This is a genomic window from Tistrella mobilis, from assembly GCF_039634785.1.
In the GTDB taxonomy this organism is placed as follows: Bacteria; Pseudomonadota; Alphaproteobacteria; order Tistrellales; family Tistrellaceae; genus Tistrella; species Tistrella mobilis.
Genome location: NZ_JBBIAB010000022.1, coordinates 20,269 through 44,998, shown reverse-complemented (window position 1 = coordinate 44,998; position 24,730 = coordinate 20,269). Strand labels below are relative to the sequence as shown.

The 24,730-nt window shown below is 68.2% G+C and carries 23 protein-coding genes; 7 read left to right on the top strand and 16 right to left on the bottom strand.

All coding sequences use genetic code 11. The annotated features are described in order from the left end of the window. Nucleotides 1-110 precede the first annotated feature (110 nt). The 4 genes from WI697_RS22835 to WI697_RS22820 all read left to right on the top strand — a co-directional run bounded on the left by WI697_RS22835 (nt 111) and on the right by WI697_RS22820 (nt 2,388). Entirely contained in the window at nt 111-536 is a 426-nt protein-coding gene (locus WI697_RS22835; RefSeq protein ID WP_014747745.1) for a phasin family protein, read from the top strand. A gap of 139 nt (nt 537-675) precedes the next feature. Further along, nucleotides 676-1,032 carry a tRNA-binding protein gene (locus tag WI697_RS22830; RefSeq protein WP_062761467.1) on the top strand — a complete coding sequence of 119 codons (357 nt, stop codon included), beginning with the start codon at nt 676-678 and terminating at the stop codon, nt 1,030-1,032. Between the two features lie 81 nt (nt 1,033-1,113). Further along, nucleotides 1,114-1,884, top strand: coding sequence for a GGDEF domain-containing protein (locus tag WI697_RS22825; RefSeq protein WP_062761460.1), 771 nt, complete (start codon nt 1,114-1,116; stop codon nt 1,882-1,884). 123 nt (nt 1,885-2,007) lie between these two features. Beyond that, on the top strand, nt 2,008-2,388 hold the full coding sequence (locus WI697_RS22820; protein WP_062761459.1) for a hypothetical protein: 381 nt from the start codon (nt 2,008-2,010) through the stop codon (nt 2,386-2,388). Between the two features lie 3 nt (nt 2,389-2,391). On the opposite strand, the gene WI697_RS22815 is transcribed toward WI697_RS22820, so the two are convergent. The 3 genes from WI697_RS22815 to WI697_RS22805 are packed head-to-tail and all read right to left on the bottom strand — an operon-like array spanning nt 2,392 to nt 5,060. Beyond that, nucleotides 2,392-3,753: an ATP-binding protein gene (locus tag WI697_RS22815; protein ID WP_062761458.1), complete on the bottom strand. Its 1,362-nt coding sequence runs from the start codon at nt 3,751-3,753 to the stop codon at nt 2,392-2,394. Nucleotides 3,754-3,774: 21 nt separating this feature from the next. Further along, nucleotides 3,775-4,521 carry a response regulator transcription factor gene (locus WI697_RS22810; RefSeq protein WP_345960044.1) on the bottom strand — a complete coding sequence of 249 codons (747 nt, stop codon included), beginning with the start codon at nt 4,519-4,521 and terminating at the stop codon, nt 3,775-3,777. Between the two features lie 56 nt (nt 4,522-4,577). Beyond that, nucleotides 4,578-5,060 carry a MarR family winged helix-turn-helix transcriptional regulator gene (locus WI697_RS22805; protein ID WP_014747739.1) on the bottom strand — a complete coding sequence of 161 codons (483 nt, stop codon included), beginning with the start codon at nt 5,058-5,060 and terminating at the stop codon, nt 4,578-4,580. A gap of 85 nt (nt 5,061-5,145) precedes the next feature. Here WI697_RS22805 and WI697_RS22800 point away from each other — a divergent pair, with 85 nt between their 5' ends. Continuing rightward, nucleotides 5,146-6,054, top strand: coding sequence for a branched-chain amino acid aminotransferase (locus WI697_RS22800; RefSeq protein ID WP_345960030.1), 909 nt, complete (start codon nt 5,146-5,148; stop codon nt 6,052-6,054). 143 nt (nt 6,055-6,197) lie between these two features. On the opposite strand, the gene WI697_RS22795 is transcribed toward WI697_RS22800, so the two are convergent. From WI697_RS22795 to uvrB, 12 genes are all read right to left on the bottom strand, one after another. Then, a complete protein-coding gene (locus WI697_RS22795) occupies nt 6,198-6,599 on the bottom strand; it encodes a periplasmic heavy metal sensor (protein ID WP_345960029.1) in 402 nt (133 codons plus the stop codon). Beyond that, entirely contained in the window at nt 6,596-7,171 is a 576-nt protein-coding gene (locus tag WI697_RS22790; protein WP_345960028.1) for a hypothetical protein, read from the bottom strand. Before WI697_RS22790 ends, WI697_RS22795 begins: the two co-directional genes overlap by 4 nt. Beyond that, the gene (locus WI697_RS22785; RefSeq protein WP_062761466.1) at nt 7,171-7,773 is read right to left on the bottom strand and encodes a sigma-70 family RNA polymerase sigma factor; all 603 of its coding nucleotides are present in this window, start codon (nt 7,771-7,773) and stop codon (nt 7,171-7,173) included. Before WI697_RS22785 ends, WI697_RS22790 begins: the two co-directional genes overlap by 1 nt. A 2-nt stretch (nt 7,774-7,775) precedes the next feature. Further along, a complete protein-coding gene (locus WI697_RS22780) occupies nt 7,776-8,276 on the bottom strand; it encodes an EF-hand domain-containing protein (protein WP_062761453.1) in 501 nt (166 codons plus the stop codon). Nucleotides 8,277-8,407: 131 nt separating this feature from the next. Beyond that, the gene (moaE, locus tag WI697_RS22775; protein ID WP_345960027.1) at nt 8,408-9,166 is read right to left on the bottom strand and encodes a molybdopterin synthase catalytic subunit MoaE; all 759 of its coding nucleotides are present in this window, start codon (nt 9,164-9,166) and stop codon (nt 8,408-8,410) included. Between the two features lie 14 nt (nt 9,167-9,180). Continuing rightward, the gene (pgsA, locus tag WI697_RS22770) at nt 9,181-9,732 is read right to left on the bottom strand and encodes a CDP-diacylglycerol--glycerol-3-phosphate 3-phosphatidyltransferase (RefSeq protein ID WP_345960026.1); all 552 of its coding nucleotides are present in this window, start codon (nt 9,730-9,732) and stop codon (nt 9,181-9,183) included. Between the two features lie 75 nt (nt 9,733-9,807). Further along, nucleotides 9,808-12,249: an excinuclease ABC subunit UvrC gene (gene uvrC, locus WI697_RS22765; RefSeq protein WP_345960025.1), complete on the bottom strand. Its 2,442-nt coding sequence runs from the start codon at nt 12,247-12,249 to the stop codon at nt 9,808-9,810. Between the two features lie 384 nt (nt 12,250-12,633). Beyond that, nucleotides 12,634-13,041: a dihydroneopterin aldolase gene (locus WI697_RS22760; protein ID WP_014747728.1), complete on the bottom strand. Its 408-nt coding sequence runs from the start codon at nt 13,039-13,041 to the stop codon at nt 12,634-12,636. Nucleotides 13,042-13,141: 100 nt separating this feature from the next. Beyond that, complete coding sequence (locus WI697_RS22755; protein WP_345960024.1) at nt 13,142-13,957, bottom strand: SDR family oxidoreductase; 816 nt, start codon at nt 13,955-13,957, stop codon at nt 13,142-13,144. A 67-nt stretch (nt 13,958-14,024) separates the two neighbouring features. Next, nucleotides 14,025-17,225: an efflux RND transporter permease subunit gene (locus WI697_RS22750; protein WP_345960023.1), complete on the bottom strand. Its 3,201-nt coding sequence runs from the start codon at nt 17,223-17,225 to the stop codon at nt 14,025-14,027. A gap of 31 nt (nt 17,226-17,256) precedes the next feature. Beyond that, the gene (locus WI697_RS22745; protein ID WP_345960022.1) at nt 17,257-18,360 is read right to left on the bottom strand and encodes an efflux RND transporter periplasmic adaptor subunit; all 1,104 of its coding nucleotides are present in this window, start codon (nt 18,358-18,360) and stop codon (nt 17,257-17,259) included. A 227-nt stretch (nt 18,361-18,587) separates the two neighbouring features. Further along, a complete protein-coding gene (gene uvrB / locus WI697_RS22740; RefSeq protein WP_323755131.1) occupies nt 18,588-20,798 on the bottom strand; it encodes an excinuclease ABC subunit UvrB in 2,211 nt (736 codons plus the stop codon). A gap of 294 nt (nt 20,799-21,092) precedes the next feature. Here uvrB and WI697_RS22735 point away from each other — a divergent pair, with 294 nt between their 5' ends. Both WI697_RS22735 and msrP read left to right on the top strand, forming a co-directional pair. Then, a complete protein-coding gene (locus WI697_RS22735; RefSeq protein WP_296720879.1) occupies nt 21,093-22,295 on the top strand; it encodes a pyridoxal phosphate-dependent aminotransferase in 1,203 nt (400 codons plus the stop codon). Nucleotides 22,296-22,500: 205 nt separating this feature from the next. Further along, nucleotides 22,501-23,508 (top strand): protein-methionine-sulfoxide reductase catalytic subunit MsrP, encoded by a 1,008-nt coding sequence (msrP, locus tag WI697_RS22730; RefSeq protein ID WP_345960021.1) that lies wholly within the window; start codon nt 22,501-22,503, stop codon nt 23,506-23,508. A gap of 974 nt (nt 23,509-24,482) precedes the next feature. On the opposite strand, the gene WI697_RS22725 is transcribed toward msrP, so the two are convergent. Continuing rightward, nucleotides 24,483-24,728, bottom strand: coding sequence for a hypothetical protein (locus tag WI697_RS22725; protein ID WP_156503263.1), 246 nt, complete (start codon nt 24,726-24,728; stop codon nt 24,483-24,485). Nucleotides 24,729-24,730: the final 2 nt, after the last annotated feature.

Genomic DNA, 24,730 nt, shown 5'->3' with positions numbered 1-24,730 from the left:
CGCATATATGGCTGAGGATTTTGCAGCGCAGCATAAACCCCGACGCTGCGCCGCGAGCGACCTGATGCCAAGCCATGCCATCGGTCGCAAAGGCGAACGGAGGTTTTGAAATGGCCGAGAAGATCAATCCCCTCGACTACACCAAGATGTTCGGCGAGTTCAAGATGCCGGCGGTTCCGGCCGTCGACGTCGAGGCGATGATGAGCACCGCCCGCCGCAACTACGAAGCGGTTGCCCAGGCGAACAAGCTGATCGCCGAGGGCTTCCAGGCCTTGGCCAAGCGCCAGGCCGAAGTTGCCCGCGCCTCGTTCGAGGACGCCTGGAAGGCCACCCAGGAAGTCATGAACGCGGGCACCGTCGAGGCGAAGGCCGAGAAGCAGGCCGAGGTCGTGAAGGCCGCGGTCGAGAAGGCCGTTGCCAACGCCCGCGAGCTGACCGAGCTGGCGACGAAGTCGCAGGGTGAGGCGTTCGACGTCCTCAACAAGCGCTTCATCGAGAGCGTCGACGAGGTGAAGACCCTCGCCGTCGTGAAGTGATCCGGCGCCGGGCGCATCGCCGTCCGGTCTGGTCACCGACAGGTTTCGAAGGGCGCCGCTCCCGCAAGGGGGTGGCGCCCTTCGGCCGTTCCGGGGCAGGATGGCGACATCTTCGATGTCCGCCGAGGTGCCCCGCCCCATGACCGATGCCAGCCCTGCCTCTCAGATCGGCTTCGACGATTTTCTGAAGGTCGACATCCGTGCCGGAACCGTGCTGCGCGCCGAGCCCTATCCCGAGGCCCGCAAGCCGGCGATCAAGCTGTGGATCGATTTCGGACCCGGGATCGGCGAGAAGCGGAGTTCGGCCCAGATCACCCATCTCTACACGCCCGAAACGCTGGTCGGCCGCAAGGTCGCCGCGGTGGTGAACTTCCCGCCCCGGCAGATCGGCCGCTTCCTGTCGGAGGTGCTGGTGCTGGGCTTCGCCGATGCCGAAGGGCGGATCAGCCTGATCGCCCCGGATCATGACGTGCCGGACGGCGCCCGCCTGAGTTGAACCTGTCGCATCGTCACGGTTCTGCGCTTTTCCTGATGCCGCGTCCGGTGTATGTCCTGGACGCAGAGGAAGGGGCAGCGCATGCAGATCAAGGCCGGGTCCTGGACCCATAAGCTGAGTTCGATGTCGGTCTTCCGGCAGGTGACGCTGATGATCTGCGTCGCGGTGGCCGGGGCGGATCTGCTGACGGCCTTCTTCTACTGGTATTTTGAGTTCGATCGCCTGCCGCTGGACATCGTGCTGACCACGATCATCGTACTGATCGTCGGCTATCCCCTTGGTTTCTTCTTCATCGGCCAGAATGTCAAACTGCGCGAGATGGCGCTGGAACTGGACCGGTTGTCGAAGATCGACGACCTGACCGGCCTGTTCAACCGGCGGACCTTCTTCGCCGAGGCCCGGCGGCTGGTGGCGGAACAGGTCGCCGCCCGCGATCAGGGGGCGATCCTGTTCATCGATGTCGACCACTTCAAGGCCGTAAACGACGATTTCGGCCATGCCACCGGCGATGCCGTGCTGAAGGAGCTGGGGGCGATCATCCGGACGGTGGTGGGCGAGGCCGGCATCGCCGCCCGGCTGGGGGGCGAGGAATTCGCGGTCCTGCTGCACGGTGCGGAAGGGCGGCGGGCCGACGAGATCGCCGAGCGGGTACGCCGCGGGGTCGCCAATTGCGGCCGGGTGATCCCGGGGCTGGAGCGCACGGCGGTGACGGTGAGCATCGGCATCGCCGCGATCCGTGCCGGCCATGATTTCGAGGACGCGCTGCTGCGGGCCGATCGCAGCCTCTACACCGCCAAGGAAAGCGGCCGTGATCGGGTGGTGCACGAGGACGAGACCGCGGCATATGGCTGAGCATCACCACCCATAAACCGCGGTTTACCGGCCAGCGGCCGGCCTGCGTCAGCCGCCCGGGGCCGCGCGGATACTGTCCCGGGCCGGCCGCAGAGCCGGTCTTGTCAGCATCCGAGGTCTTCCATGCTTCGCAGCCTCGCCTTGGGCATGATGGTCGCCCTGTCCCTTGCCGCATCCGGCCCGTATTCCGCGGCCCGGGCCGAAAGCTCCATCGCCGGCCGCTACACCTATACCGGCACCGACACCGACGGCAGCGCCTATGACGGCGCCGGCGAGGTGGTCGTGACCAAGGCCCCGTCGGGCGCCTATGAGATCGTCTATGACGGCGGCGCCTATACCGGCGTCGGCCAGGTCACCGGCGACACCTTCTCGTTCGCATCGATGGCCGAGGGCAAGAACAGCATTTCGATCGGCACCATCCGGCCCGACGGGTCGATCGTCACCCGCTGGTGGCGCTATAAGGACAAGGGGTCCAAGGGCACCGAAACCTGGGTCCGCAAGTGAGGATCAGACCGGCAGGTCGAGCACGACCCTGAGCCCGCCGAGGGGGCTGTCTTCCAGCCGGATATCGCCGCCATGACCGCGCATCACGTCGCGGGCGATGGCGAGGCCGAGCCCGACACCGGTGATGCCCGAGGCGAGGCCGGTTCCGGCCTCGGCCGTGGGCTCCACGTCGTCCAGCCGCCGGAAGGGGCGGAAGGCCTCGACACGCAGATCGGCCGGAATGCCCGGGCCGTCATCATCGATCAGCACCTGGATCGACTGGCGCCCGGGCAGGATGGTGACTTCCACCCGGTCGGCATGGCGGATGGCATTGTCGATCACATTGCCCAGGCAGCGGCGGAAGGCCTGGGTGCGGACCAGGACCATGGCGTGATCGGCGCCCTTCAGGTCGATCCGCGCGTCCGACAGGCCGCGGGCGCGGAACACCACCTGCTGCACCAGCTGGGCCAGATCGGCCAGCACCGCCGGCTCTTCGGCGCCCTCGCCGCGGGCGAAGGCCAGATAGCCCTCGACCATGCGGGTCATCTCTTCGACATCCGCCTCAAGCTCCGCGACATCGGGCGAGGGCGGCATCAGGGCCAGCTGCAGCTTCATGCGGGTGAGCGGGGTGCGCAGGTCGTGACTGACCCCGGCCAGCATCTCGGTGCGCTGGTTCACCTGCCGGTGAATGCGGTCACGCATGCGGATGAAGGCATGGGCCACCTGCCGCACCTCGGTCGCGCCCGAGGGTTTGAACCCTGCCAGATCGTCGCGGCCCTTGCCCAGATTGTCGGCCGCCGAGGCGAGCCGGCGCAGGGATCGCATCTGGTTGCGCAGGAAGATCATGGCCACGATCATCAGGGTCAGCGAAATGCCGATCAGCCACATGATGAAGATGTAGGTCGTGGCGCTGGTCACGCGCTTGCGGGGGACTTTCACCCCCAGCACCCCGTCCTGCAGCTGCACGTCGATGATCACCCAGTTCTCGTCCGAAACCGCATCCAGCACGAAGGGCCGGTAGACCCGGCTGTCGAGCGCCGAGGTCATCATCCGCTCCAGCAGGGTATTCACCGTCCGCCGGCCGGTATTGGGCAGGATTTCCCCCGGCCGGAAATCGAAGCGGATATCGGTATAGACCTGGATCAGACGCAGCAGGCGATCGCGTTCCTCGCCCTCGGGATAGTTGCGCAGCACCTCTACCGTCAGCGCGATGTCGCCCGCGACCGCCAGCGTCATATGCCGGGTGACGTTGTCCCAGTGGCGATTGTAGAACAGATAGGTCGACAGGCCGAGCAGCACCACCAGCGGCGCCACGATCATCAGAAAGGACCGCCCGTAGAGAGAGCGGGGCAGGATGGTCCTCAGGATGCGGTCGACAGGGGTCACGCAGGATCTCCGGGGGGCGGATCAGCCATCGGTGCGCAGCGCATAGCCGGCGCCGCGCAGGGTGTGGATATGGCGCGGATTGCGCGGGTCGTCTTCGATCTTGCGGCGCAGCCGCACGATCTGCACGTCCACCGCCCGATCGCCGCCGCGGATCTGGGCCCGGTCGGCCAGTTCGTCGCGGCTGATCGGGTGGTTGGGGGCGGCCGCCAGCACGCCCAGCAGCGTGGCCTCACCCTGGGTCAGATGCACGATCTCCCCATGGCGGCGCAGTTCCTGGCGGCCGAGATCGAAGCTCCAGGGGCCGAAACGCAGCGTCACCCCCTGAAGGCCGCCGGCGAATGCCGGTGCGGCCGCCGCCGCCCGCGGCACCGATCGGCGGAGGATCGATTTCACCCGGGCCAGCAGCTCGCGCGGCTCGAACGGCTTGGTCAGATAGTCGTCGGCCCCGGTCTCCAGCCCTGCAATGCGATCTTCCGCCCCGTCCATGGCGGTCAGCAGCAGGATCGGCAGATCGCCGTCGCGGCGCAGCGCCTGGGTGAGGTCCAGCCCGCTTTCGCCCGGCATCATCACGTCCAGCACCAGCAGATCGACGGTCAGCATGGCGAGCTTGGCGCGGGCCTCGGCGGCGTCATGGGCGGTGGAGACCATGAAGCCGCTTTCCCGCAGCAACCGGGCGATGAGCCCGCACAGCCGGCGGTCGTCGTCGACCACCAGGATATGGGGGGCGTCGGGGTCGGGAGGTGAGGTCGCGCCCTGCGCCGGCTGCATGGCAGCCGATCCGGCGCCGCAGGCCTCTGGCGGCCCGCCCCGGCTGTCGTGATCGCTCATGGCCGGTTGAACCCGTCGCGCTCGGGATCGTCCATCACGCCCAGCATCACCTTGCGAAACCCTTCGACCGCTTCGGCGCCGGCCTCACGATAGGCACGGGCCATGCGCTTGCGCTGATTTCCCGAGAGTTCGCGTTCCAGAGCCTTGCCGGTCTCGGTCAGATACAGAAGTCTCTGCCGACGATCGCGGAGCCCCGATTGCTGATCGATCAGCCCCTGATCGATCAGCTGCTTCAGAACACGGCTCAGGGACTGTTTGGTGATGCGCAGGATGCGCAACAATTCTGTAATAGTCGTCCCGGGATTGCGACCCACGAAATAGATCGCCCGGTGATGCGCACGGCCCAGGCCGTGCTTTTCCAGGATGCGGTCCGGCTCGGCGGTGAAGTCGCGATAGCCATAGAACAGCAGTTCGATGCCCTGGTTCAGCTCCTCCTCGCGGAGGAAGAGCGGATTCGGATTTGCGTTCGGATTGGACATTACGGCAGCCATGTTGACATAGTTGGAACGGAATGTTACTCATCCCATCCAGTTTTTGTTCGCAAATTAGCCAAGGCGCGCGACAATGGCACTCATCCCCTTCGACGACCGCGACGGCTGGGTCTGGTTCGACGGCAAGCTCACTCCGTGGCGCGAGGCACGCATCCACGTGCTCAACCACGGCCTTCACTATGCGAGCTGCGTGTTCGAAGGCCAGAGGGCGTATGACGGTGTGGTTTTCAAGCTCAACGAGCATTCTGAGCGGCTTGCCCGTTCGGCACAACTGCTCGGCTTCGAGCTGCCGTATACGCCGGCCGAAGTGAATACCGCAACTGCGGAACTTCTGGCGGCCAACGGCCTCTCCGACGCCTATGTCCGCCCGGTGGCCTGGCTCGGCAGCGAGCAGATGGGCGTCTATACCCGCGGCTCGAAGGTCCACATGGCCATCGCCTGCTGGGAATGGCCGTCCTACTTCTCGCCCGAAGAGAAGCTGAAGGGCATCCGGCTGGAGATCTCGCGCTGGAAGCGTCCGGCGCCCGACACCGCGCCGACCGAGAGCAAGGCCGCCGGCCTTTACATGATCTGCACCATGAGCCGCCGCGAGGCGGATGGTCGTGGCTTCGACGATGCGCTGATGCTGGATTATCGCGGCTATGTCGCCGAGGCGACCGGTGCGAACATCTTCTTCGGCCGCGGCAAGGAACTGCACACCCCGACCCCGGACTGCTTCCTGGACGGCATCACCCGCCGCACGGTGATGGGTCTGGCGCGCGAGGCGGGCTATACCATCGTCGAGCGCCATATCCGCCCGGAAGAGATGGCCGAGTTCGACGAGTGCTTCCTGACCGGTTCGGCCGCTGAAGTCACCCCGGTCCGGCAGATCGGCGATTACAGCTTCAAGCCGGCCGAGGCCTGCTCGACCCTGCTGCACGCCTATTCCGACCTGGTGCGCGTCGAGGGCCGTGCCGCCCGGGCCGCCGCCGCGGCGGAGTGATCGGTCGCCGGTCCCATCCCGCGCCGTCCTGTCTGGCCCTGCCTGATGGTGCCGCCCGCCAGAACCGCGCCTGAAACGACGAAACGCGCCCGCCCCGGGGAACCGGAGCGGGCGCGTTGCGTTGTAGGGGGGCCGGATGGGGATCAGCGCGGCGCGGCTGCGGCGCGGCGCCAGCCCTCGACCATCAGATCGGAGGTGAGATCCTGCATCTCGCGGTCGCGGGCGGCGACGCGGGCAAGGGCCTCTTCCAGGGCCTCGGGGCTCGCCATCGGGGTGGCGCGGATCACGGCCTTCAGCTCGCCGCGGGCATCCTTGAGCGCCATCAGCCGCTGCCGAAGCTCGGGCCGGCGGGCCTCGAAGGCCGTCTTCACCGCATCGCGCTGCGGCTCGGGCAGGTCGTGGAGCAGGCGGTGGATGCCGCGGTCGTGCCCGCCGGGCCGCATCAGCACGCCCGACAGGAAGATGCCGGCCACGAACAGGTTCAGCGCCAGGCTGGCGATCAGCCCGCCCACCACCCAGCGGGCCCGGCGTCCGGTCAGCGTCATGGGGCTTCCTCCAGGCTGCCCTGTTCGCCATAGAGCACGGCGGCAAGATCGACCTCGGCGCCGTCCAGCGCCAGCGCCGGGGGCGCGACCCAGCCATTGCCGCCGATCAGCAGCCCCATCACCAGGGCGGCCGCGGCGACGGCACCACCCAGCCGGGCGACGAAGGCGGGGCTGTGCCCGCTGCCCTGGCGCGCGCGCGTCCTGGCCGGCCGCGTGGTTTCAAGAGGCCTCGCAATCCTCGATGGCAGCGGCTGGGCGGCGGGCATCTGGGGGCTGGGCATGCCCCGGCCGCCTTCGATCACGGTGATCTGCGGCCGGGCGGCCGGAATCGCCTTCAGCCGGTCGAGAAAGGCGGTATCGCGGGCCGCCGCATCCCGCCCGGCACCGCCCCCCGCGCTGCCCGGTGCGGCGGCGCGGATCAGGCTGTCCAGCCGGCGGGCCTCGTCCAGCACCGCGCGGGCGGCCGGCTCGGTCGCCAGCAGCACCAGGGCATCGTCGCGGGCGGTTTCGGGCCAGCGCGCCGGATCGCCGCCATGGGCGTCCAGCAACGCCCGGAAGCTGTCGATATCCATCACGCGCCTCCCTCGTCTTCTTCGTCCATCAGTGGCCGGAGCCCGGTGCGCAGGCTGCGCCGGGCCCTGACCAGAAGCTGTTCCATCGCCCCGGCGCTGACCCCCATCGCCTCGGCCGCCTCGGCGCCGCTCAACCCGGCATCGTAGACCAGGGCGATCGCCATGCGTTGCCGTTCGGGCAGGGTCTCGATCGCATCGGTCACCTGGCGGAGCACCCGGTCCCGTTCCAGGCGCTCCAGCGCGCCGGGGGACGGGTCGGGCGGGTCGATTGCGTCGGTGAGTTCGCCCATGCGCGGCCGGCGCAGCTGGTCCAGGCAGCGATTGGCCACCGCCCGCCAGAGCCAGGTGCCGAAGCGCGCACCACCCGGCCGCCACCGCGCCGCCGCCCCCGCCCAGAGGCGGGTGAAGACATCCTGAACGGCGTCTTCGGCGTCGGCACGGCTGCCGAGCATGCGGGTCGCCACGGCGAGCGCACGCTCGCCATGGCGGTCCACCAGCCGCCCGAAAGCGGCGGCATCGCCTGCGGCCACGCGGGCCAGCAGGAGGTCGTCCTCGTCATGCGGCCGCCCGGCGGCCCCGGTATCCGACGAGGATGCGACCATGATCACCCGCCGGTCTTCGGGGCATCGGCCGGCTTGTCGGCGGCCGGGCCGTTGTTGCGCATATAGTCGCGCATCCGTTCGCGGGCACTGTCGCGTTCAGCCTTGGTGATCTGGCCGTCGCCATCGGCGTCCAGCCGCGAGAACATCTTGTCGGCGCCGGCCATGAATTCATCGCGCGAGATGATGCCGTCGCCATTGGTGTCGGCCATGCGCGCCATATGGTCGCCGCGCGGCCCCTTGTGGCCCCAGCCGGGCATGCCGTCGCCGGCCTTGCCGTCGTGCATCATCGCGCGCCCGGCCTTCATCTCGTCGCGGCTGACGCGGCCGTCCTGGTTGGTGTCGAGCTTCTGGAAGCGTTCGGCGGTGCGCGCCTGCATCTGTTCCAGCGTCATGCCCTGACCGTCGGGGCCGTCGCCCGGGGCCGCAATGGCAAGGCCAGGCAGTGCCAGAAGGGTGGCGAAGCCGGCGGCGAAGGCAGTCCTGCGGAAGCTGTTGCGGGTCATGGGATCGGGTCTCCTTGGGAGCCACCATGGATGGTGGGGGGAGCGTGAGAGAGCGGCGGTTCGAACCGTTGGAAGAACCGGGCGTCGTCCTGCCCCGTTCCTGTAGCTTTCACGCGGCCCCCGCCGGTTCCCTACGCAGCTCCCCGTTTTCCGTCCGAAGGCGTCTGCCATCTGAGGGCGGCGTCGTCGTCGCTCGACTTCGCAGCCACCCATCGTTCCCCGTCGGGTGTTTCTTCCAGTTTCCAGAACGGCGCCCGGGTCTTCAACCAGTCGATCAGGAAGGCGCAGGCATCGAAGGCCGCCGCCCGATGGGCGGAAGCCGCGATCACCAGCACGATCCGATCCCCCGGCATCAGCCGGCCGACGCGGTGGATGATGCGGATTGCCTGAAGCGGCCAGCGTTCCGCGGCCTCCCGCGCGATGCGGTCGATCTCGCGCTCGGTCATCCCGGGATAGTGCTCCAGGGTCATGGCCGCCACCTCGTCGGCGCCATCGCGGCCGCGCACCTGGCCCACGAACAGGGCGACCCCGCCGGTCGCCGTACCGGTCGCCGCGGCGGCATATTCGGCACCGACATCGAAATCCGCCGTCTGGACCCGGATGTCGATTGCGCAGGCGCTGGCCTCCGCCCCCGATCCGCCGGTCACCGGCGGGAAGATCGCGATCTCGTCACCGTCCCGGACCGCGGCATCGGGGCCGGCATAATCCTGGTTCACCGCCACCCGCACCGCCGACCGGTCGGCGAGCGCCTGGGCATGGGCGGGGCTTACCCCCGCCAGGTAGTCCAGCAGGGCGCCCACGGTCGACAGCGCCGGCGTCCAGGCGATCTCGTCCTCACCGCGGCCGATCCGGGCGCGCATCCAGGCGAAATAGAGGATCTGCAGGGGCATGGGGGGTGTCTCCGTCAGCGTCGGTCGGCGGCGAGAAGATGGCGCATGCCGCCCTGCATGTAGCTCCAGCCGGTCACCACCGTCAGCACGGCCGCAAGCCAGAGCAGGGTCTCGCCCGCCCACCAGGCCCAGCCACCCAGCGCCGGCAGCAGCAGCAGGATGGCGATGGCGATCATCTGCACCGTGGTCTTCCACTTGGCGAGTTTCGAAACCGGCACCGCGATCCGATCGCCGGCCAGATGCTCCCGCAGCCCGGAAATCAGGATCTCGCGGCAGAGGATGATCAGCGCGGGCAGGGGATGGGCGCGGCCGTCGGCAACCAGCATCAGCAGGGCGGCGGTGACCAGCAGCTTGTCGGCGATGGGATCCAGAAACCGGCCCACCGCCGAGACCACACCCCAGCGCCGCGCCAGCCAGCCGTCGAACCAGTCGGTGACGGAAGCGGCGGCGAACAGGCCGAAGGTGACCCAGGCACCCGCCGGCGCATCGAGCGCGAAGCCGGCGATGAAGAACGGGATCACCACAATCCGCGACAGGGTGAGAATGTTGGGCAGGCTCTGGCGCATGGGATCCGTTGCGATTGGGGCCGCGGGTCAGTCTACAGGAAGGCGGGCGTCGCCGTCAGCCTCCGGCGGGCGCGATCAGCCTTCGGGATGGAAGAAGCCGTAGATCTGGCGGGCGACGGCGGTGGAGATGCCCTCGACCCGGGCGATGTCGGTCAGGCTCGCCGCCTCCACCGCCTTGGCCGAGCCGAAATGGTGCAGCAGCGCCTTCTTGCGCTTCGGCCCGATCCCCGGGATCTCGTCCAGCGCCGAGGTGCCGATGGCGCGGCTGCGCTTCGCGCGATGCTGACCGCCGGCGAAACGGTGCGCCTCGTCGCGCAGACGTTGCAGGAAATACAGCACCGGGTCGCGTTCGGGCAGGCGGAAGGGCGCGCGGCCGGGCAGGAAAAAGCGTTCGCGCCCGGCATCGCGGTCGGGGCCCTTGGCGATGGCGGCGACCATGATCCGGCCGGTCAGCCCCGCCGCCTCCAGTTCTTCGGTGCCGGTCTGCAACTGGCCCTCGCCACCGTCGAGCAGCACCAGATCGGGCCAGCCGGCGACGCGGTCGGTCTCGCCGCCGGCCTCGTCCAGCTCGCGGGCAAGCCGGCCGAAGCGGCGGCGCATCACCTCGCGCATCATCGCATAATCGTCGCCGCCGGCCTTGGCCGGGTCGATGTCGCGGATGGTGAAGCTGCGATAGGACCGGCGGTCGAAGCCCTCGGGGCCCGCCACGATCATGCCGCAGACGGCATGCGTGCCCGAGATATGGGCGTTGTCGTAAACCTCGATCCGCTGCGGCGCCCGCTCCAGGCCGAAGACGGTGCGCGTGCCTTCCAGCAGCCGCTTCTGGCTGGAGGTCTCGGCCAGCTTGCGGCCCAGCGCCTCGCGGGCATTGGTGGCGGCATGGGTGACCGCCTGGAGCTTGTCGCCGCGCCGGGGCACGGTCAGCCGCACCTTGTGGCCGGCCCGCACCGACAGCGCCTGGGCGACCAGATCGGCCTCGTCGGGCTCGCGGTCCAGCACCACCTCTCGCGGCGGCAGCTTGTCGGCATAGAACTGGCCGAGGAAGGCCGAGAGCACCTCGGCCGCCGTGCTGCCGGCCTCGTTGGCCGGGAAATAGGCCCGGTTGCCATAGTTCTGGCCGCCGCGGAAGAAGAACACCTGAATGCAGCTCTGGCCGCCCTCTTCGGCGATCGCCACCACGTCGACATCCTCCAGCCCCTGGAAATTGATTCCCTGGGTGGCGGTGACGCGGGCAAGCGCCTTGATCCGGTCGCGATAGACTGCGGCGGTTTCGAAATCCAGATCGTTCGCCGCCTCGGCCATGCGGTCCTGCATCGCCTGGCGGACGCCGGCCGAACGCCCGCGCAGGAAGTCACGGGCCTCGGCCACCAGCCGGCCATAGCTCTCGCGGTCGACATAGGCGCAGCACGGCGCGCTGCAGCGCTTGATCTGGTATTGCAGGCAGGGCCGGCTGCGGCTTTCGAACACCGAATCCGAGCAGTTGCGCAGCAGGAAAGCCTTTTCCAGCACCGCCAGGGTTTCGTTGACCGCGCCGGCGCTGGCGAAGGGGCCGAAATACTCGCCCTTGCGGTTGCGGGCGCCCCGATGCTTCAGGATCTGCGGGAAGTCGTGATCGCCGGTGATCAGGATGTAGGGGAAGCTCTTGTCGTCGCGCAGCAGCACGTTGAAGCGCGGGCGCAGGCGCTTGATCAGATTGGCTTCCAGCAGCAGCGCCTCGGCCTCCGAGGCGGTGGTGACGATCTCCATGGTCCGGGTCTCGGCCACCATCCGCATCAGGCGCGGCTGCAGCTGGTTGATCCGGGTATAGCTCGCCACCCGCCGCTTCAGATGCTTGGCCTTGCCGACATAGAGCACGTCGCCATGGCCGTCGAGCATCCGATAGACCCCGGGGCTGTCGGGCATGGTCTTCAGCGCCGCCAGGATGGCCCCACGGCCCGTCCGCAGCTGCGGGTGGCGGGAGAGGGGGCGGGCGGTCGGCGCCGGCCCGTCCGTGGCCTCAGGGGCCGCGGCCGTCGGCGCCGGGGCGTCTGCCGGCGCGGCCGGTCCGTCGTCCGGGTCGTCTTCGGCAGCGTCGTCGCCGTCGGCGCCGTCATCCTCCGCCTCGCCCGGTTCCAGACGCACCCAGCCCGGATCACCCTGTTCGTGGCGCGGCCGGCGGCTGCGCTGGGGCCGGCCCGGTGACGCATCCTCCGATGGCGCGTCCTCCCATGGCGCATCCGCCGTCGGGGCATCCCCCGACGCGGTCCCGGCAGCGTCGTCGTCCTCCGCATCCCCGGTCTCGTCGCCATCCTCCGCATCGTCTTCGGCGTCGCCGTCGGCGGCGGGCATCGCCGCATCTTCGGGTGCTGCAGTGCGGCGGGTCAGAAGGCGGGTGAGGGCCGGCGTGTCGAGTGCGGCCGCATCGCCTTCCCAGACGATGTCCTCGGCCCCGCTCTCCGCCGACGGGGTCGCGGCAGGGGCGGATTGGGCCGTCTCTGCGGCAGCGGGGCGGTGGATATCTTCGGGCCGCTCGGTCATGTCCGTCTCACAAGCGTCATCTGATCGTCAACATATCCACGGAAACTGTGGATAACCATGTGTATATCGTGTTGAGGGCCGGTGCGACGGGGCCGTCCGCTTGGTTTTCCATCGCTTTGCCCAAAAAACAGGCAAATGTTAAGCCTTTGATTTTCCGTTCTTTTTGTCAAAATGGGCTGCTGGCCACGTACCATCAAGGGCTTAGCCCGCCGATTCGCTGTCAAGCGCTTTATTGTGGGGCCCCTGTGCAAAAAAAAGCTGGTGTTGCGCCGGCTGCATGGCGTTCCCGGCTCGTTCAGGGGGTGGATTGGCATACGATCGCAGTCACGCCGAACGATTCGGCATGAGGAAACATCCGCTTGCGCAAGCTCGTTTCTGCAGCGCTCAGGCGCGCATACGCTCGATTTCCACACCGACGCCGGCGGCATCGTGGAACACGTCGAGCTTCTCGATCCGGATTCGCGCCACCAGCACGCGATCGTCCGAAAAACACAGGGCAGCCACGCGTTCGGCGAGGGTCTCGACCAGATTGACGTGTCCGCTGCCGGCAAGCGCCCGGATGCCGACCACCAGATCCTCATAGGACAGCACGCAGGACAGATCATCCGCCGGCGGCGGGCCGTCGTCGCGCAGCGTGAGGTCGATGTTGAACGCCACCCGCTGCGGCTGCCCATGTTCATGCGCATGGACGCCGATATCGCAGGCGATCACCAGATCGCGGATGAACAGGCGGCGTCGCGACGGCCGGTGGTCCGGCTGGGGGACGGCACGCAATTGGATCGGATCGGTCAAGGGGCTCTCCCGGATGGGGGCGGCATCAGATCGCAGGCGGTACCGGAAGACCGGCCCGGGCGGCAGGAGTCCTACACCGCCCGGCGCGTCGCGTCGAGCTTCAGTCCAGTGCCGCATCATGTGCATGGGGCGGTTGGGCCCAGCCCAGATGCTGGCCGCCATCCAGTGCCAGCATCTGCCCGGTCATCGCCTGGGCACCGATCAGGAAGCGCACCGCCTCGGAAATCTCCTCGGGCGAGGTGCCGCGCCGGAGCGGCATCTTCTCGCACTGCTCGCGGAAGCCGGCATCATCCTGGTGAATGCTGGCGAGCGTCGGGCCGGGGCCGATCGCGTTCACCCGGATCCGCGGGGCCAGCGCCATCGCCAGGGTGCGGGTCAGCGTCCACAGCCCGGCCTTGCTGACCGTGTAGGTCATGAAATGGGGCGTCAGATTCCAGACCCGCTGGTCGATCAGGTTGATGATCGCGCCACCGGCCGCGGCCGGCAGCTGCTGCACGAAGCCCTGCGACAGCACGAACGGCGCCCGCAGGTTGACCTCCATATGAAAATCCCAGCTTTCGCGAGTGGCCGTGGTGACGGCGTCGTATTCGAAGGTCGAGGCATTGTTGACCAGCACCCCGATCGGCCCCAGCGCATCGACGGCGCGCGGCATCAGCGTGGCGACCTCGTCCTCCACCGCCAGATCGGCCTTCAGCGCCACCGCCCGGCCGCCGCCGTTCCGGATCTCGGCCGACACCGCCTCGGCCGCCCCGGCCGAGCCGTTGTAATGCACCGCGACCGCATAGCCGTCGGCGGCGAGGTCCAGCGCGATGCGCCGGCCGATCCGCCTGGCCCCGCCGGTGACGAGGGCGGCGCGCGGCAGGGCGGGCAGGGGGCGGGCCCCGTCTGCGGGACGTGATGTCGGGCTGGTGGTCATGTCGGGGTCCGTGGTTGGTGTCGGGGACCGAAACGACGCCCGGCCCCCGATGATGCCGCCCCCGGGATCATTCCCCGGGGCCGGGCAACGGGCGGCCTGGCCCGGTTTCGCGGGCGGCGGTGCCATCTTCACCGCCATGGCCCTCGGCACCGACATGGGCCGAAGGGTGGTTGCGGTCAAGCTCGGTCAGGCGCTTTGCGATCGAGCCCGCCGGGCGGGTGAAGCCCGCCAGCATCGCATAGAGCACCGGCACCAGGAACAGGGTCATCATGGTGGCGAGCGACATGCCGCCGATCACCACCACCGCCAGTGCGCTGCGGCTTTCCACACCGGCGCCATGGCCCATGGCCAGCGGCACCGCGCCCAGCACGGTCGCGATCGTCGTCATCAGGATCGGGCGCAGGCGCAGCACGGCCGATTTCCGGGCGGCGGCGGCCGGCGACAGGCCCTCTTCGTCGCGGAGCTGGTTGGCGAATTCGACGATCAGGATGCCGTTCTTGGCCATCAGCCCGACCAGCATCACCATGCCGATCTGGCTGTAGATGTTGAAGCTGCCGCCCGACAGCCAGACGCCGGCCAGGCCCCCCGTCAGCCCCACCGGCACCGCCAGCAGGATGATCACCGGGTGGATCCAGCTTTCGAACTGGGCCGCCAGCACCAGGAACACGATCAGAATGGCGAGCGCGAAGACGATCATTACGCCGGCGCCGGCATCGACATATTCGCGCGACTGGCCATCGAAAGTGACGCGGGCAGCCGTCGGCAGTTCCTCGGCGGCGATCCGGCGGACCTCTTCGATCGCATTGCCGAGACCATAGCCTTCGGCGAGGCCGGCTTCGATGGTGATGGCGGGCAGGCGGTCGACGCGGCGCAGTTCGGGCGGCACCGCCACCTCTTCCATGCGCACCAGATTGGACAGCGGCACCAGCGAGCCGTCGGTGCCGGCGCGCACGAAGACGTTGGAGAGGTCGCGCGCCGCGGCACGATCGGCATCGGCGGCCTGGAGGACCACGTCGTACTGTTCGCCGCGATCCTCGAAGCGGGTGACGGTCCGGCTGCCGAACATCACCTCCAGCGTCCCGCCGATCTCTTGGGCCGTGATGCCGAGGGCGGCCGCCCGCTCGCGGTCGACCGAGACGTCGAGCTGGGGCTTGGTCTCTTCATAGTCGCTGTTGACGTTGGTCAGCTGCGGATTGTCCTGCAGCCGGCGGAGCATGATGTCGCTCCAGGCCTTCACGTCCTCGCGGTCGAGCCCGGCGACCACCACTTCCAGCGGATCCGAAAACCCGCGCTGGCCCAGCCCCGGCGGGTTGACCGGCACCGCCCGCACGCCCGGCACCGCCGAGAGTTTGGGCAACACCTCGCGCACCAGATCGGCCTGGCGGACATCGCGCTCCGACCAGGGCGCCAGGCGCACGATCACGAAGGCGCGATCCACCGGCGAGGGGCGGTTGGAGCCGGGGGAGACGATGGTGAAGACGATCGAGGCGACACCGCGATCGACCAGCGGCCGCAGGATCTCTTCCACCTTTTCGACATTGCGGCTGGTGTAGTCGTAGCTCGCCCCCTTGGGGGCCTGGACGACCACGATGAAGCTGCCACGGTCTTCGGTGGGCGCGAATTCGCGGGGGATGACGTCGTAGAGGATGCCGGCGACCACCGAAATGCCGATCGCGATCGCGATCACCACCAGCTTCGCCGCCATCGCCCAGCCCAGGATGCGGTCATAGACCCGGTTCATGCCGTCGAAGAAGCGCTGGCTCAGCCGCTCGGCGGCATTGGCCTTGCCCGGTGCGCGCAGCAGCTTGCTGCACATCATGGGCGTCAGGGTCAGCGCGACCAGCATCGAGAAGGCGACCGAGGCCGCCATGGCGATGCCGAATTCGCCGAACAGCCGGCCGGTGCGCCCCTCCATGAACGAGATCGGCACGAAGACCGCGATCAGAACCAGCGTGGTCGCGATCACCGCGAAGGCGATCTGGCGCGAGCCGCGCAGCGAGGCGAGCAGCGGCGGTTCGCCTTCCTCGATGCGGCGATGGATGTTCTCCAGCACCACGATCGCGTCGTCGACCACCAGCCCGATCGCCAGCACCAGCGCCAGCAGGGTCAGCACGTTGATCGAAAAGCCGAGCGCGCCCAGCACGGTGAGCGAGGCGATCACCGAGACCGGGATCGCCACAGCCGGCACCAGCGTTGCCGCGATCGAGCGCAGGAAGATGAAGATGATGCCGACCACCAGCAGCAGCGCGATCACCAGCGCATGCATCACCTCGTAGATCGCTTCCGAGATGAACAGGCTCTCGTCATAGGAATAGGCGACCCGGATGTCCGGGGGCAGGCTGGTGCGGATCTGCTCGATCTCGGCCCGCACGCCATTGGCGACGTCGAGCGTATTGGCCTTCGACTGGCGGATCACGCCGATGCCGATGCCCGACATGCCGTTGGAGCGGATCTCGTTCTTGTAGTCTTCGGCGCCGACCTCCACCCGGGCGACATCGCCCAGCCGGATCGGGCTGCCATCGGTGCCGCCGGCCAGGATCAGGCGGCGGAAATCATCCTCGCCGGCGAAGCGGGTGTCGGTGCGGATCGTGACCTCGCGATTGGTGGTCTCGATGCTGCCGGCCGGGAGTTCCAGATTCTCGCGGTTGAGCGCGGCGGTGATGTCGGTGACGGTCAGCCCGCGCGCCGCCAGCGCCTGCCGGTCGATCCAGATCCGCATCGCATAGCGCCGCTCGCCGCCGATATAGACCGAGGCGACGCCCGGCACCACCGACAGCCGGTCGACGATATAGCGGTCGGCATAGTCGGTGAGGGCCAGCGAATCCCGCGCATCCGAGGTCAGCGTCACCCACAGCATCGCCCGGGCATCGGCATCGGCCTTGGAGATGATCGGCTGATCGGCGGTCTCGGGCAGGTCGTCCATCACCTGGGCGACCTTGTCGCGCACGTCGTTCGTCGCGGCTTCCAGGTCGCGGTCGACATTGAATTCGATCGAGACATAGGACCGGCCGTCGCGGCTGACCGAGCGCATGCTGCGGATGCCCTCGATGCCGCTGACCGCGCCCTCGACGATTTCGGTGATCTGGGTTTCGACCAGAGAGGCCGGCGCGCCGCGATAGGCGGTGGAGATCGACACTTCCGGCGTGTCGACATCCGGGTATTCGCGCACCGCCAGGCGGATGGCGGCGGACAGGCCCAGAACCACGAGCAGCAGCGACAGGACGGTCGCGAAGACCGGGCGCTTGATGGAGACGTCCGACAGGATCATGACGGCACCCGGATCGACAGCGGGGAGGGCATCAGCCGGCGGTGGCCGGCGGGGTGCCGGTTCCGGTTGCAACGGTGATCGGTGCGCCGTCGCGCAGGCGCTGATGGCCGGCCACCACCACCGGTTCGCCCGGCTCCAGCCCCTTCAGCACCTCGATCAGCCCGTCCTGACGGCGGCCGGGTTCGATGATCCGCCGCCGGGCGACGCCGTCGGTGCCGGCGACATAGACATAGGCGAGCCTGCCTTCGCGGATCATCGCGGCCTCGGGGATGGTCGGCACGTCGGGGCCGGGGTCGAGGGTGAGGGTCACGGCCATGAACATGCCCGGCTTCAGCCGCCCGTCGGGGTTGTCGACCGCGGCTTCCACCGTGACGGCACGGGTCGCCACATCGATGCGCGTATCGATGAACTGCACCCGGCCGGTGAAGGCGTCGTCGGGATAGGCGGCGCTGCGGGCGGCCACGGTCTGGCCGGCGCTGAGCTGGGCGAGGGCGGTTTCGGGCACCGCGAAGGACAGCTTGATCGGGTCGATGTCGTCGAGCGTGGTGATCGCGGTATCGGGGCCGACCACCGCACCGATGCTGACCTGACGCAGACCCACCCGGCCCGAGAAGGGGGCCACCACCTTGTGATCGGCAAGCTCTGCCCTTGCGGCCGCGAGCTGGGCGCGGGCGCCCGCCAGCGAGGTGGTGCGGGTGTCGAATTCCGCGGCGGAGACGGCATTGCGCTGGCGCAGCTGACGGGTGCGCTCCAGCTGGGTCTGGGCCTCGTGGACTGCCGCTTCCAGCTGGGCGACATTGGCACGCGCCGCGGCATCGTCGAGCGCGGCCAGCACGCGGCCGGCTTCAACCGTGGTGCCGGGGGTGAAGTTCAGTTCCGCGATCCGGCCGGAAATCTTGGTGGCGACCGTCACCGCATCCATGGCGCGGGCGGTGCCGACCGCTTCGACCACGCGGGCGAGCTGACGGGGCGTCACGGCGGCGAGTTCGACCGTCACCGGCCGCACGGTCGCCGGCGTCACCGTCGCCGAGGCCTTGCCGGCCTCGCCTCCGGCCAGGCGGTCCCAGCCGTACCACGCGCCGGCGCCGGCCGCGGCAAGGCCCGCGATCAGGATGATCTGCCCGATGATCCGCACGTCCTGGTTCCCCCACTCGGCATCCGTGGCCGCCCTTCGGCGTGTCCGTCCGGCGCCGTCATGCCCCGAATACGGTCCCGTCGCGCCGCCCGGGCCGGATGCCCGGTGCTGCGCAACGGCGATGATACGACGGGGCTGCCGCTTCTCCTACGCGCGGTTCCAGGGGGCGGATCGATTTTCGGGGCACCGGCTGTGGCAAAACCCACGCCATGGCGGCCCGTCCGCCGTCAGCCGCGCTTGCGCCCGGTGGGTTTGCCGGATTTGAGCGCGCCGCGCCGGCCGCCGGTCTTGGCGCCGCCCGCGACCCGGGCCGCCCGCGAGTCCAGACGGCCGCCGCGCCCCTTCGGCGGGGCGAGCGCCGGGCCGGCCCCCTCGGCCAGGCCCAGTTCGGCGGCATCCAGGCGCTTCAGCTCGTCGCGCAGCCGGGCCGCCTCCTCGAATTCCAGATCGGCGGCGGCGGCGCGCATCCGCTTCTCCAGATCTTCCTTATAGGCGCGGAGATTATGGCCGACCAGATGGCCCTGATCGGCCTCTTCGACCTCCACCTCCAGATAGTCGGCCTCGTAGACGCTGCCCAGCGCATCGCCGATGGTCTTGCGCACGCTTTCGGGCGTGATGCCGTGTTCCTGGTTATAGGCCATCTGCTTGGCGCGGCGGCGGTCGGTCTCGGCGATGGCGTAGGACAGGCTGTCGGTCATGTGGTCGGCATAGCAGAGCACCCGGCCGTCGACATTGCGTGCCGCGCGACCGATGGTCTGGACCAGAGAGGTCTTGGAGCGCAGGAAGCCTTCCTTGTCGGCATCCAGAATGGCGACCAGCGCGCATTCCGGGATGTCCAGCCCCTCGCGCAGCAGGTTGATGCCGATCAGGATGTCGAACACGCCCTTGCGCAGGTCGCGGATGATCTCGATCCGCTCCAGCGTCTCGACGTCGGAATGCAGATAGCGGACCTTCAGCCCGGCTTCGTGCATGTATTCGGTCAGATCCTCGGCCATGCGCTTGGTCAGCGTGGTGACCAGCACCCGGTAGCCCTTCGCGATGGTATCGCGCGCCTCGGCCAGAAGATCGTCCACCTGGCGGGTGCAGGGCCGCACGATCACCGGCGGATCGATCAGCCCGGTGGGACGGATGACCTGTTCCACGAAGGTGCCGCCGGTGCGCTCCAGCTCCCAGGGGCCGGGGGTCGCCGATACGAAGACCGATTGCGGCCGCATCGCGTCCCATTCCTCGAATTTCAGCGGCCGGTTGTCGGCGCAGGACGGCAGGCGGAAGCCGTAATCCGACAGCACCGATTTGCGCTGAAAGTCGCCACGGAACATGCCGCCCACCTGCGGCACGGTCACATGGCTCTCGTCGACGAAGAGGATGGCATCCTCCGGCAGGTATTCGAACAGGGTCGGCGGCGGCTCGCCGGGGGCCCGGCCCGACAGATAGCGGGAATAGTTCTCGATGCCGGCGCAGGAACCGGTCGCCTCGATCATTTCCATGTCGAAGGTGGTGCGCTGTTCCAGGCGCTGGGCCTCCAGCAGCTTGCCCTCGGCCTCGAACTGGGCAAGCCTCGCCTTCAGCTCTTCCTTGATGTGCTTGACCGCCTGGGCCAGCGTCGGCTTGGGCGTCACGTAATGGCTGTTGGGGTAGATGCGCACCTTGGGGAAGCTGCCGGTCTTCTCGCCGGTCAGCGGGTCGAATTCGACGATCGCCTCGACCTCGTCGCCGAACAGGCTCAGCCGCCAGGCGCGGTCTTCCAGATGGGCGGGGAAGATTTCGACCACATCGCCGCGCACCCGGAAGGCGCCGCGCTGAAAGCCGGCATCGTTGCGGCGATATTGCAGCTCGACCAGCTTCTTCAGCAGAACCGTCCGGTCGATGGTCTCGCCCTTCCTGATGTCCAGCGTCATCCGGGCATAGGTTTCGACCGCGCCGATACCGTAGATGCACGACACCGAGGCCACGATCACCACATCGCGCCGCTCCAGCAGGGCGCGGGTGGCCGAATGGCGCATCCGGTCGATCTGCTCGTTGATCGAGGCTTCCTTCTCGATATAGGTGTCGGAGCGCGGCACATAGGCTTCGGGCTGATAATAGTCGTAATACGAGACGAAATACTCCACCGCGTTCTCGGGGAAGAACTGCTTCATCTCGCCATAGAGCTGGGCGGCCAGCGTCTTGTTGGGCGCCAGGATCAGGGCCGGGCGGCCTTCGGCGGCGATCACCTGGGCCATGGTGAAGGTCTTGCCCGAGCCGGTGACGCCCAGCAGCACCTGATCGCGTTCTTGGCCGCGGATGCCGTCGAGCAGTTCGGCGATCGCGGTCGGCTGGTCGCCGGCCGGCTCGAAAGCGCTGACCAGGTTGAAATCTGCCCGCCCCGTCGGACGGGTCGGCATCGGATCCGGGACCTCGCGGTCGTCGAAGGTGCGGCCGGGCATCAGGACGGGCATGGGCGATCGGGTCTCCAGACGGTCAGGACGCGGGGTCGTCGCACGGGCGGCGGGACCACTGCCATATATAGGATCTTCGGCAGGATTTTCAGCGATCGAGTGCAGCGGATCGCACCGCCTCCTGACAGGAGATGTCAGCAGGCCGGAGCCCCTTTTGCATGAGGGCTTTTCCGTTGAAAGCCCCGGGGGGCGGGAGTACGTTGCCGCACGACCTCTGCCGCGCGCCCGAGCGTCGTCTCGCGACCGGTCGGCATGTCGCTCATCCCTCCAGTCCCCAGCCGAAGAGCCGATCCAATGTCCGTGATCGCCGACCGCCTGTCCCGAATCAAGCCGTCGCCGACGCTTGCCGTCACCGCCAAGGCCGCCCAGCTCAAGGAAGCCGGGCGCGACATCATCGGCCTGGGCGCGGGCGAACCCGATTTCGACACGCCCGACAACATCAAGGACGCCGCGATCAAGGCGATCCGCGACGGGCAGACCAAGTACACGCCGGTGCAGGGCACCCGTGCGCTGGTCGAGGCGGTGCGCAACAAGTTCAAGCGCGAGAACGGGCTGGATTACGCGGCGAACCAGATCGTGGTCGGCACCGGCGGCAAGCAGGTGCTGTACAACGCCTTCATGGCGACGCTGAACCCGGGCGACGAGGTGATCATCCCGGCGCCGTACTGGGTTTCGTATCCCGATATGGCGCTGCTGGCCGAGGGCGTGCCGGTCTTCGTCGAGGCCGGCCGCGAGACCGGGTTCAAGATCCAGCCCGCACAGCTGGAAGCGGCGATCACCCCCCGCACCAAGTGGCTGATCCTGAACTCGCCCAGCAACCCGAGCGGCGCCGCCTACAGCGCTGCCGAGCTGCGGGCCCTGGCCGATGTGCTAGTCCGTCATCCGCATGTGCTGGTGCTGACCGACGACATGTACGAGCACATCCTGTATGACGGTTTCGAGTTCGCGACCATCGCCCAGGTGGCGCCCGAGCTGTATGACCGCACGCTGACGGTCAACGGCGTGTCCAAGGCCTATTCGATGACCGGCTGGCGCATCGGCTATGCCGGCGGCCCGGCCAACATCATCAAGGCGATGACGGCGATCCAGTCGCAGTCGACCTCGAACCCGTCCTCCGTCAGCCAGGCGGCCGCCGTCGAGGCGCTGAACGGCCCGCAGGACTTCATCGCCGAGCGTGCGGCCCGCTTCCAGGTCCGCCGCGACCTGGTCGTCCGCCTGCTGAACCAGGCGCCGGGCCTGGTCTGCCCGGTGCCGGAAGGCGCCTTCTACGTCTATCCGTCCTGCGAGGGCGTGCTGGGCAAGAAGACCCCGTCGGGCCAGGTGATCGGCTCGTCGGAAGATTTCGCGACCTATCTGCTGGAACATGTCGGCATCGCCGTCGTGCACGGCGCGGCCTTCGGCCTGGACCCCTATTTCCGCATCTCTTACGCCACCGCCGACGAGGTGCTGGAAGAGGCCTGCGGCCGCATCGCGCGCGCCTGCAACGAACTGGCCTGATCCCGCAGCTTCCGCAGGGATCCGGTTCTGACGACGCCCCCCGGTCGCGTGCTGCGGCCGGGGGGTTCGTTTTTATCGGGGTGATCACGCCTGCGTGAGCGGGACCGTGAGGTCTTTGCGCAAGCGGCCGCGGCATCCATTATCCGGAAAGGCGCGTATCTCCCTCAACGTCGCCCGTGTTTTCCGCAGGTCAGGAGCCGGACCCATGCGCATCATCCGCCGCCGCAGCTGGGAGCTGCCCGAGCGTGCCGTCACCCCCGAAGCCGTCTGGCGCGACCGCCGCGCGGTGCTCAAAGGGCTGGGGCTGGGCATGGCGGGGGCGGTTGCGGGCGGTCTGGGGGGCGGCCTGCTGATGCCCGGCCGCGCCTTCGCCTATCAGCCGGGAGACCCCACCCCCGATACGCCCTGGAGCGATCTTTACCCCGTGAAGACCAACCCGGCCTATGCCGATCCGGGCCGGCCCGTGACGGTGGAAAAGACCGCCTCGTCCTACAATAATTTCTACGAATTCGGCACCCATAAGCGGATCTGGCCCGATGCCCAGAAGCTGAAGGTCCAGCCCTGGACGGTGACGATCGACGGTATGGTCGATGCGCCGCAGACGCTGGATGCCGACGCGCTGATCCGCCGCATGGCGCTGGAAGAGCGGATCTACCGCTTCCGCTGCGTCGAGGCCTGGTCGATGGTCGTACCCTGGAGCGGCTTTCCGCTCGCCGATCTGGTCAGGCTGGCGCAGCCCCAGGCCGGGGCGAAATATCTGCGCATGGAGACCTTCGAGGATCGCGAGATGGCCCATGGCCAGCGCTCGATCTGGCTGCCCTGGCCCTATGTTGAGGGGCTGACCATGGCCGAGGCGACAAACGAACTGGCCTTCATCGCCACCGGCATCTACGGCAAGCCGCTGCCCCGCCAGCACGGCGCGCCGCTCAGGCTGGTGGTGCCCTGGAAATACGGCTTCAAGTCGATCAAGTCGATCGTGCGCTTCACCTTCACCGACGAGCGCCCGGTCAGCTTCTGGGAGCAGTTGCAGGACCAGGAATACGGCTTCTGGGCCAATGTGAACCCCGAGGTGTCGCATCCGCGCTGGAGCCAGGCGCGCGAACAGGTGATCGACACCGGCGAAGAGATCCCGACGCTGAAGTGGAACGGCTATGGCGACCAGATCGCCGGGCTCTATACCGATATCCGCGACGGCGACCGCCTGTTCCGCTGAAGCCGGGCAGGGCCATCCCGCAGCGCCAAAGTTTCAACGACAGAAGACAGTCCGCCGGGCTTCGTGCCATTCCGCTATGCAGCAAACGCAGAACGGACTTGCGCAGAACGGCGGGCTGCGTCATATTGGCGCACATCGTCGGACCGGACGACAAGACGGTCGCGACAGGCTGAAGGCGGAGCTGGGGAGGTTCGCCGACGGTCTGATGGACGGAACGGCCGATGTCGGCCGCGCAGCGAAGCGACTGCGGATCTGCGATCATCCTGCCAGGCCTGGCAGCGCACACGACACGCCGGGGCGCCGAGACACGCCCCGGATCCAGGCCCGGCCCCGGAGCGACCCTCCGGGCATGGTGAGCGCCCGCATCGCTGCAGCATCCTTGGGGTGCTGCAGTCCCGAGGGGAGGGGAGGCCCCTTGCGGAACCGTTGCGCAGGCCCGTCGGCCGCTTCCGTCCTTCGCGCTTCCGCTGCGGCAGATGCCGCGCCGGTCCGATGTGGCGCAGGAGGAAACGCCCATCTTTATCCGGACGCCCGAAGATGGCGCCGGACAACCACAGCAGCAGCCGCAAGAGCTGCCGGCCCGGCACGAACCGGGCCTCGCGACGAGACGCGCGATGCATAACAACGGACAAGCTCAGCAAAGACCGACCGTCAGCAAAGACTGACGGATTGAAGCGAAAAGCCCGGGCGGGGCCGGCCAGACATCCCCGCCCGGGCTTTCGTATTTGCAGGCCCGAGCGCAAAAAGAGGCCCGGCGGCAAAAAAAAGCCGGGCCCGAAGGCCCGGCTGAAGTCTGACAGGGAGGCTTCACGTCTGGGAGACGCAAAAAAGGTCAGGGAGACCTGACATCCGGGGGGAGACCCGGACGCGGAAACAAGCGGGGGAGCCGCCGGCTTCCGTGGCATCGGAGGCTAACCTCGACGATGTTGCAGTGCATATAGGACGCCTGAGGTCGAAGTGCCAGAGGCACGACGTCAGTTCAGCCATGCACGTTGTGCATGGCTTTCTTTTTGCGCGTAAGCATTGTGACAGACGGATGAAAAGCAGCAGGTCACCACTGCTTTACGCATCACGAACCAACGTCTCGCGCCGTGCTGCGGAAACATGATGCAATCCGGCCGTGAAACGGCAGGCGGCACCGCCGCATGCTGTAGGCATTGGCGTGCATTGTTGATAATCTCCACCGTCGTGAACGGGCCACTCTTGCCGTATCCCGTCATGT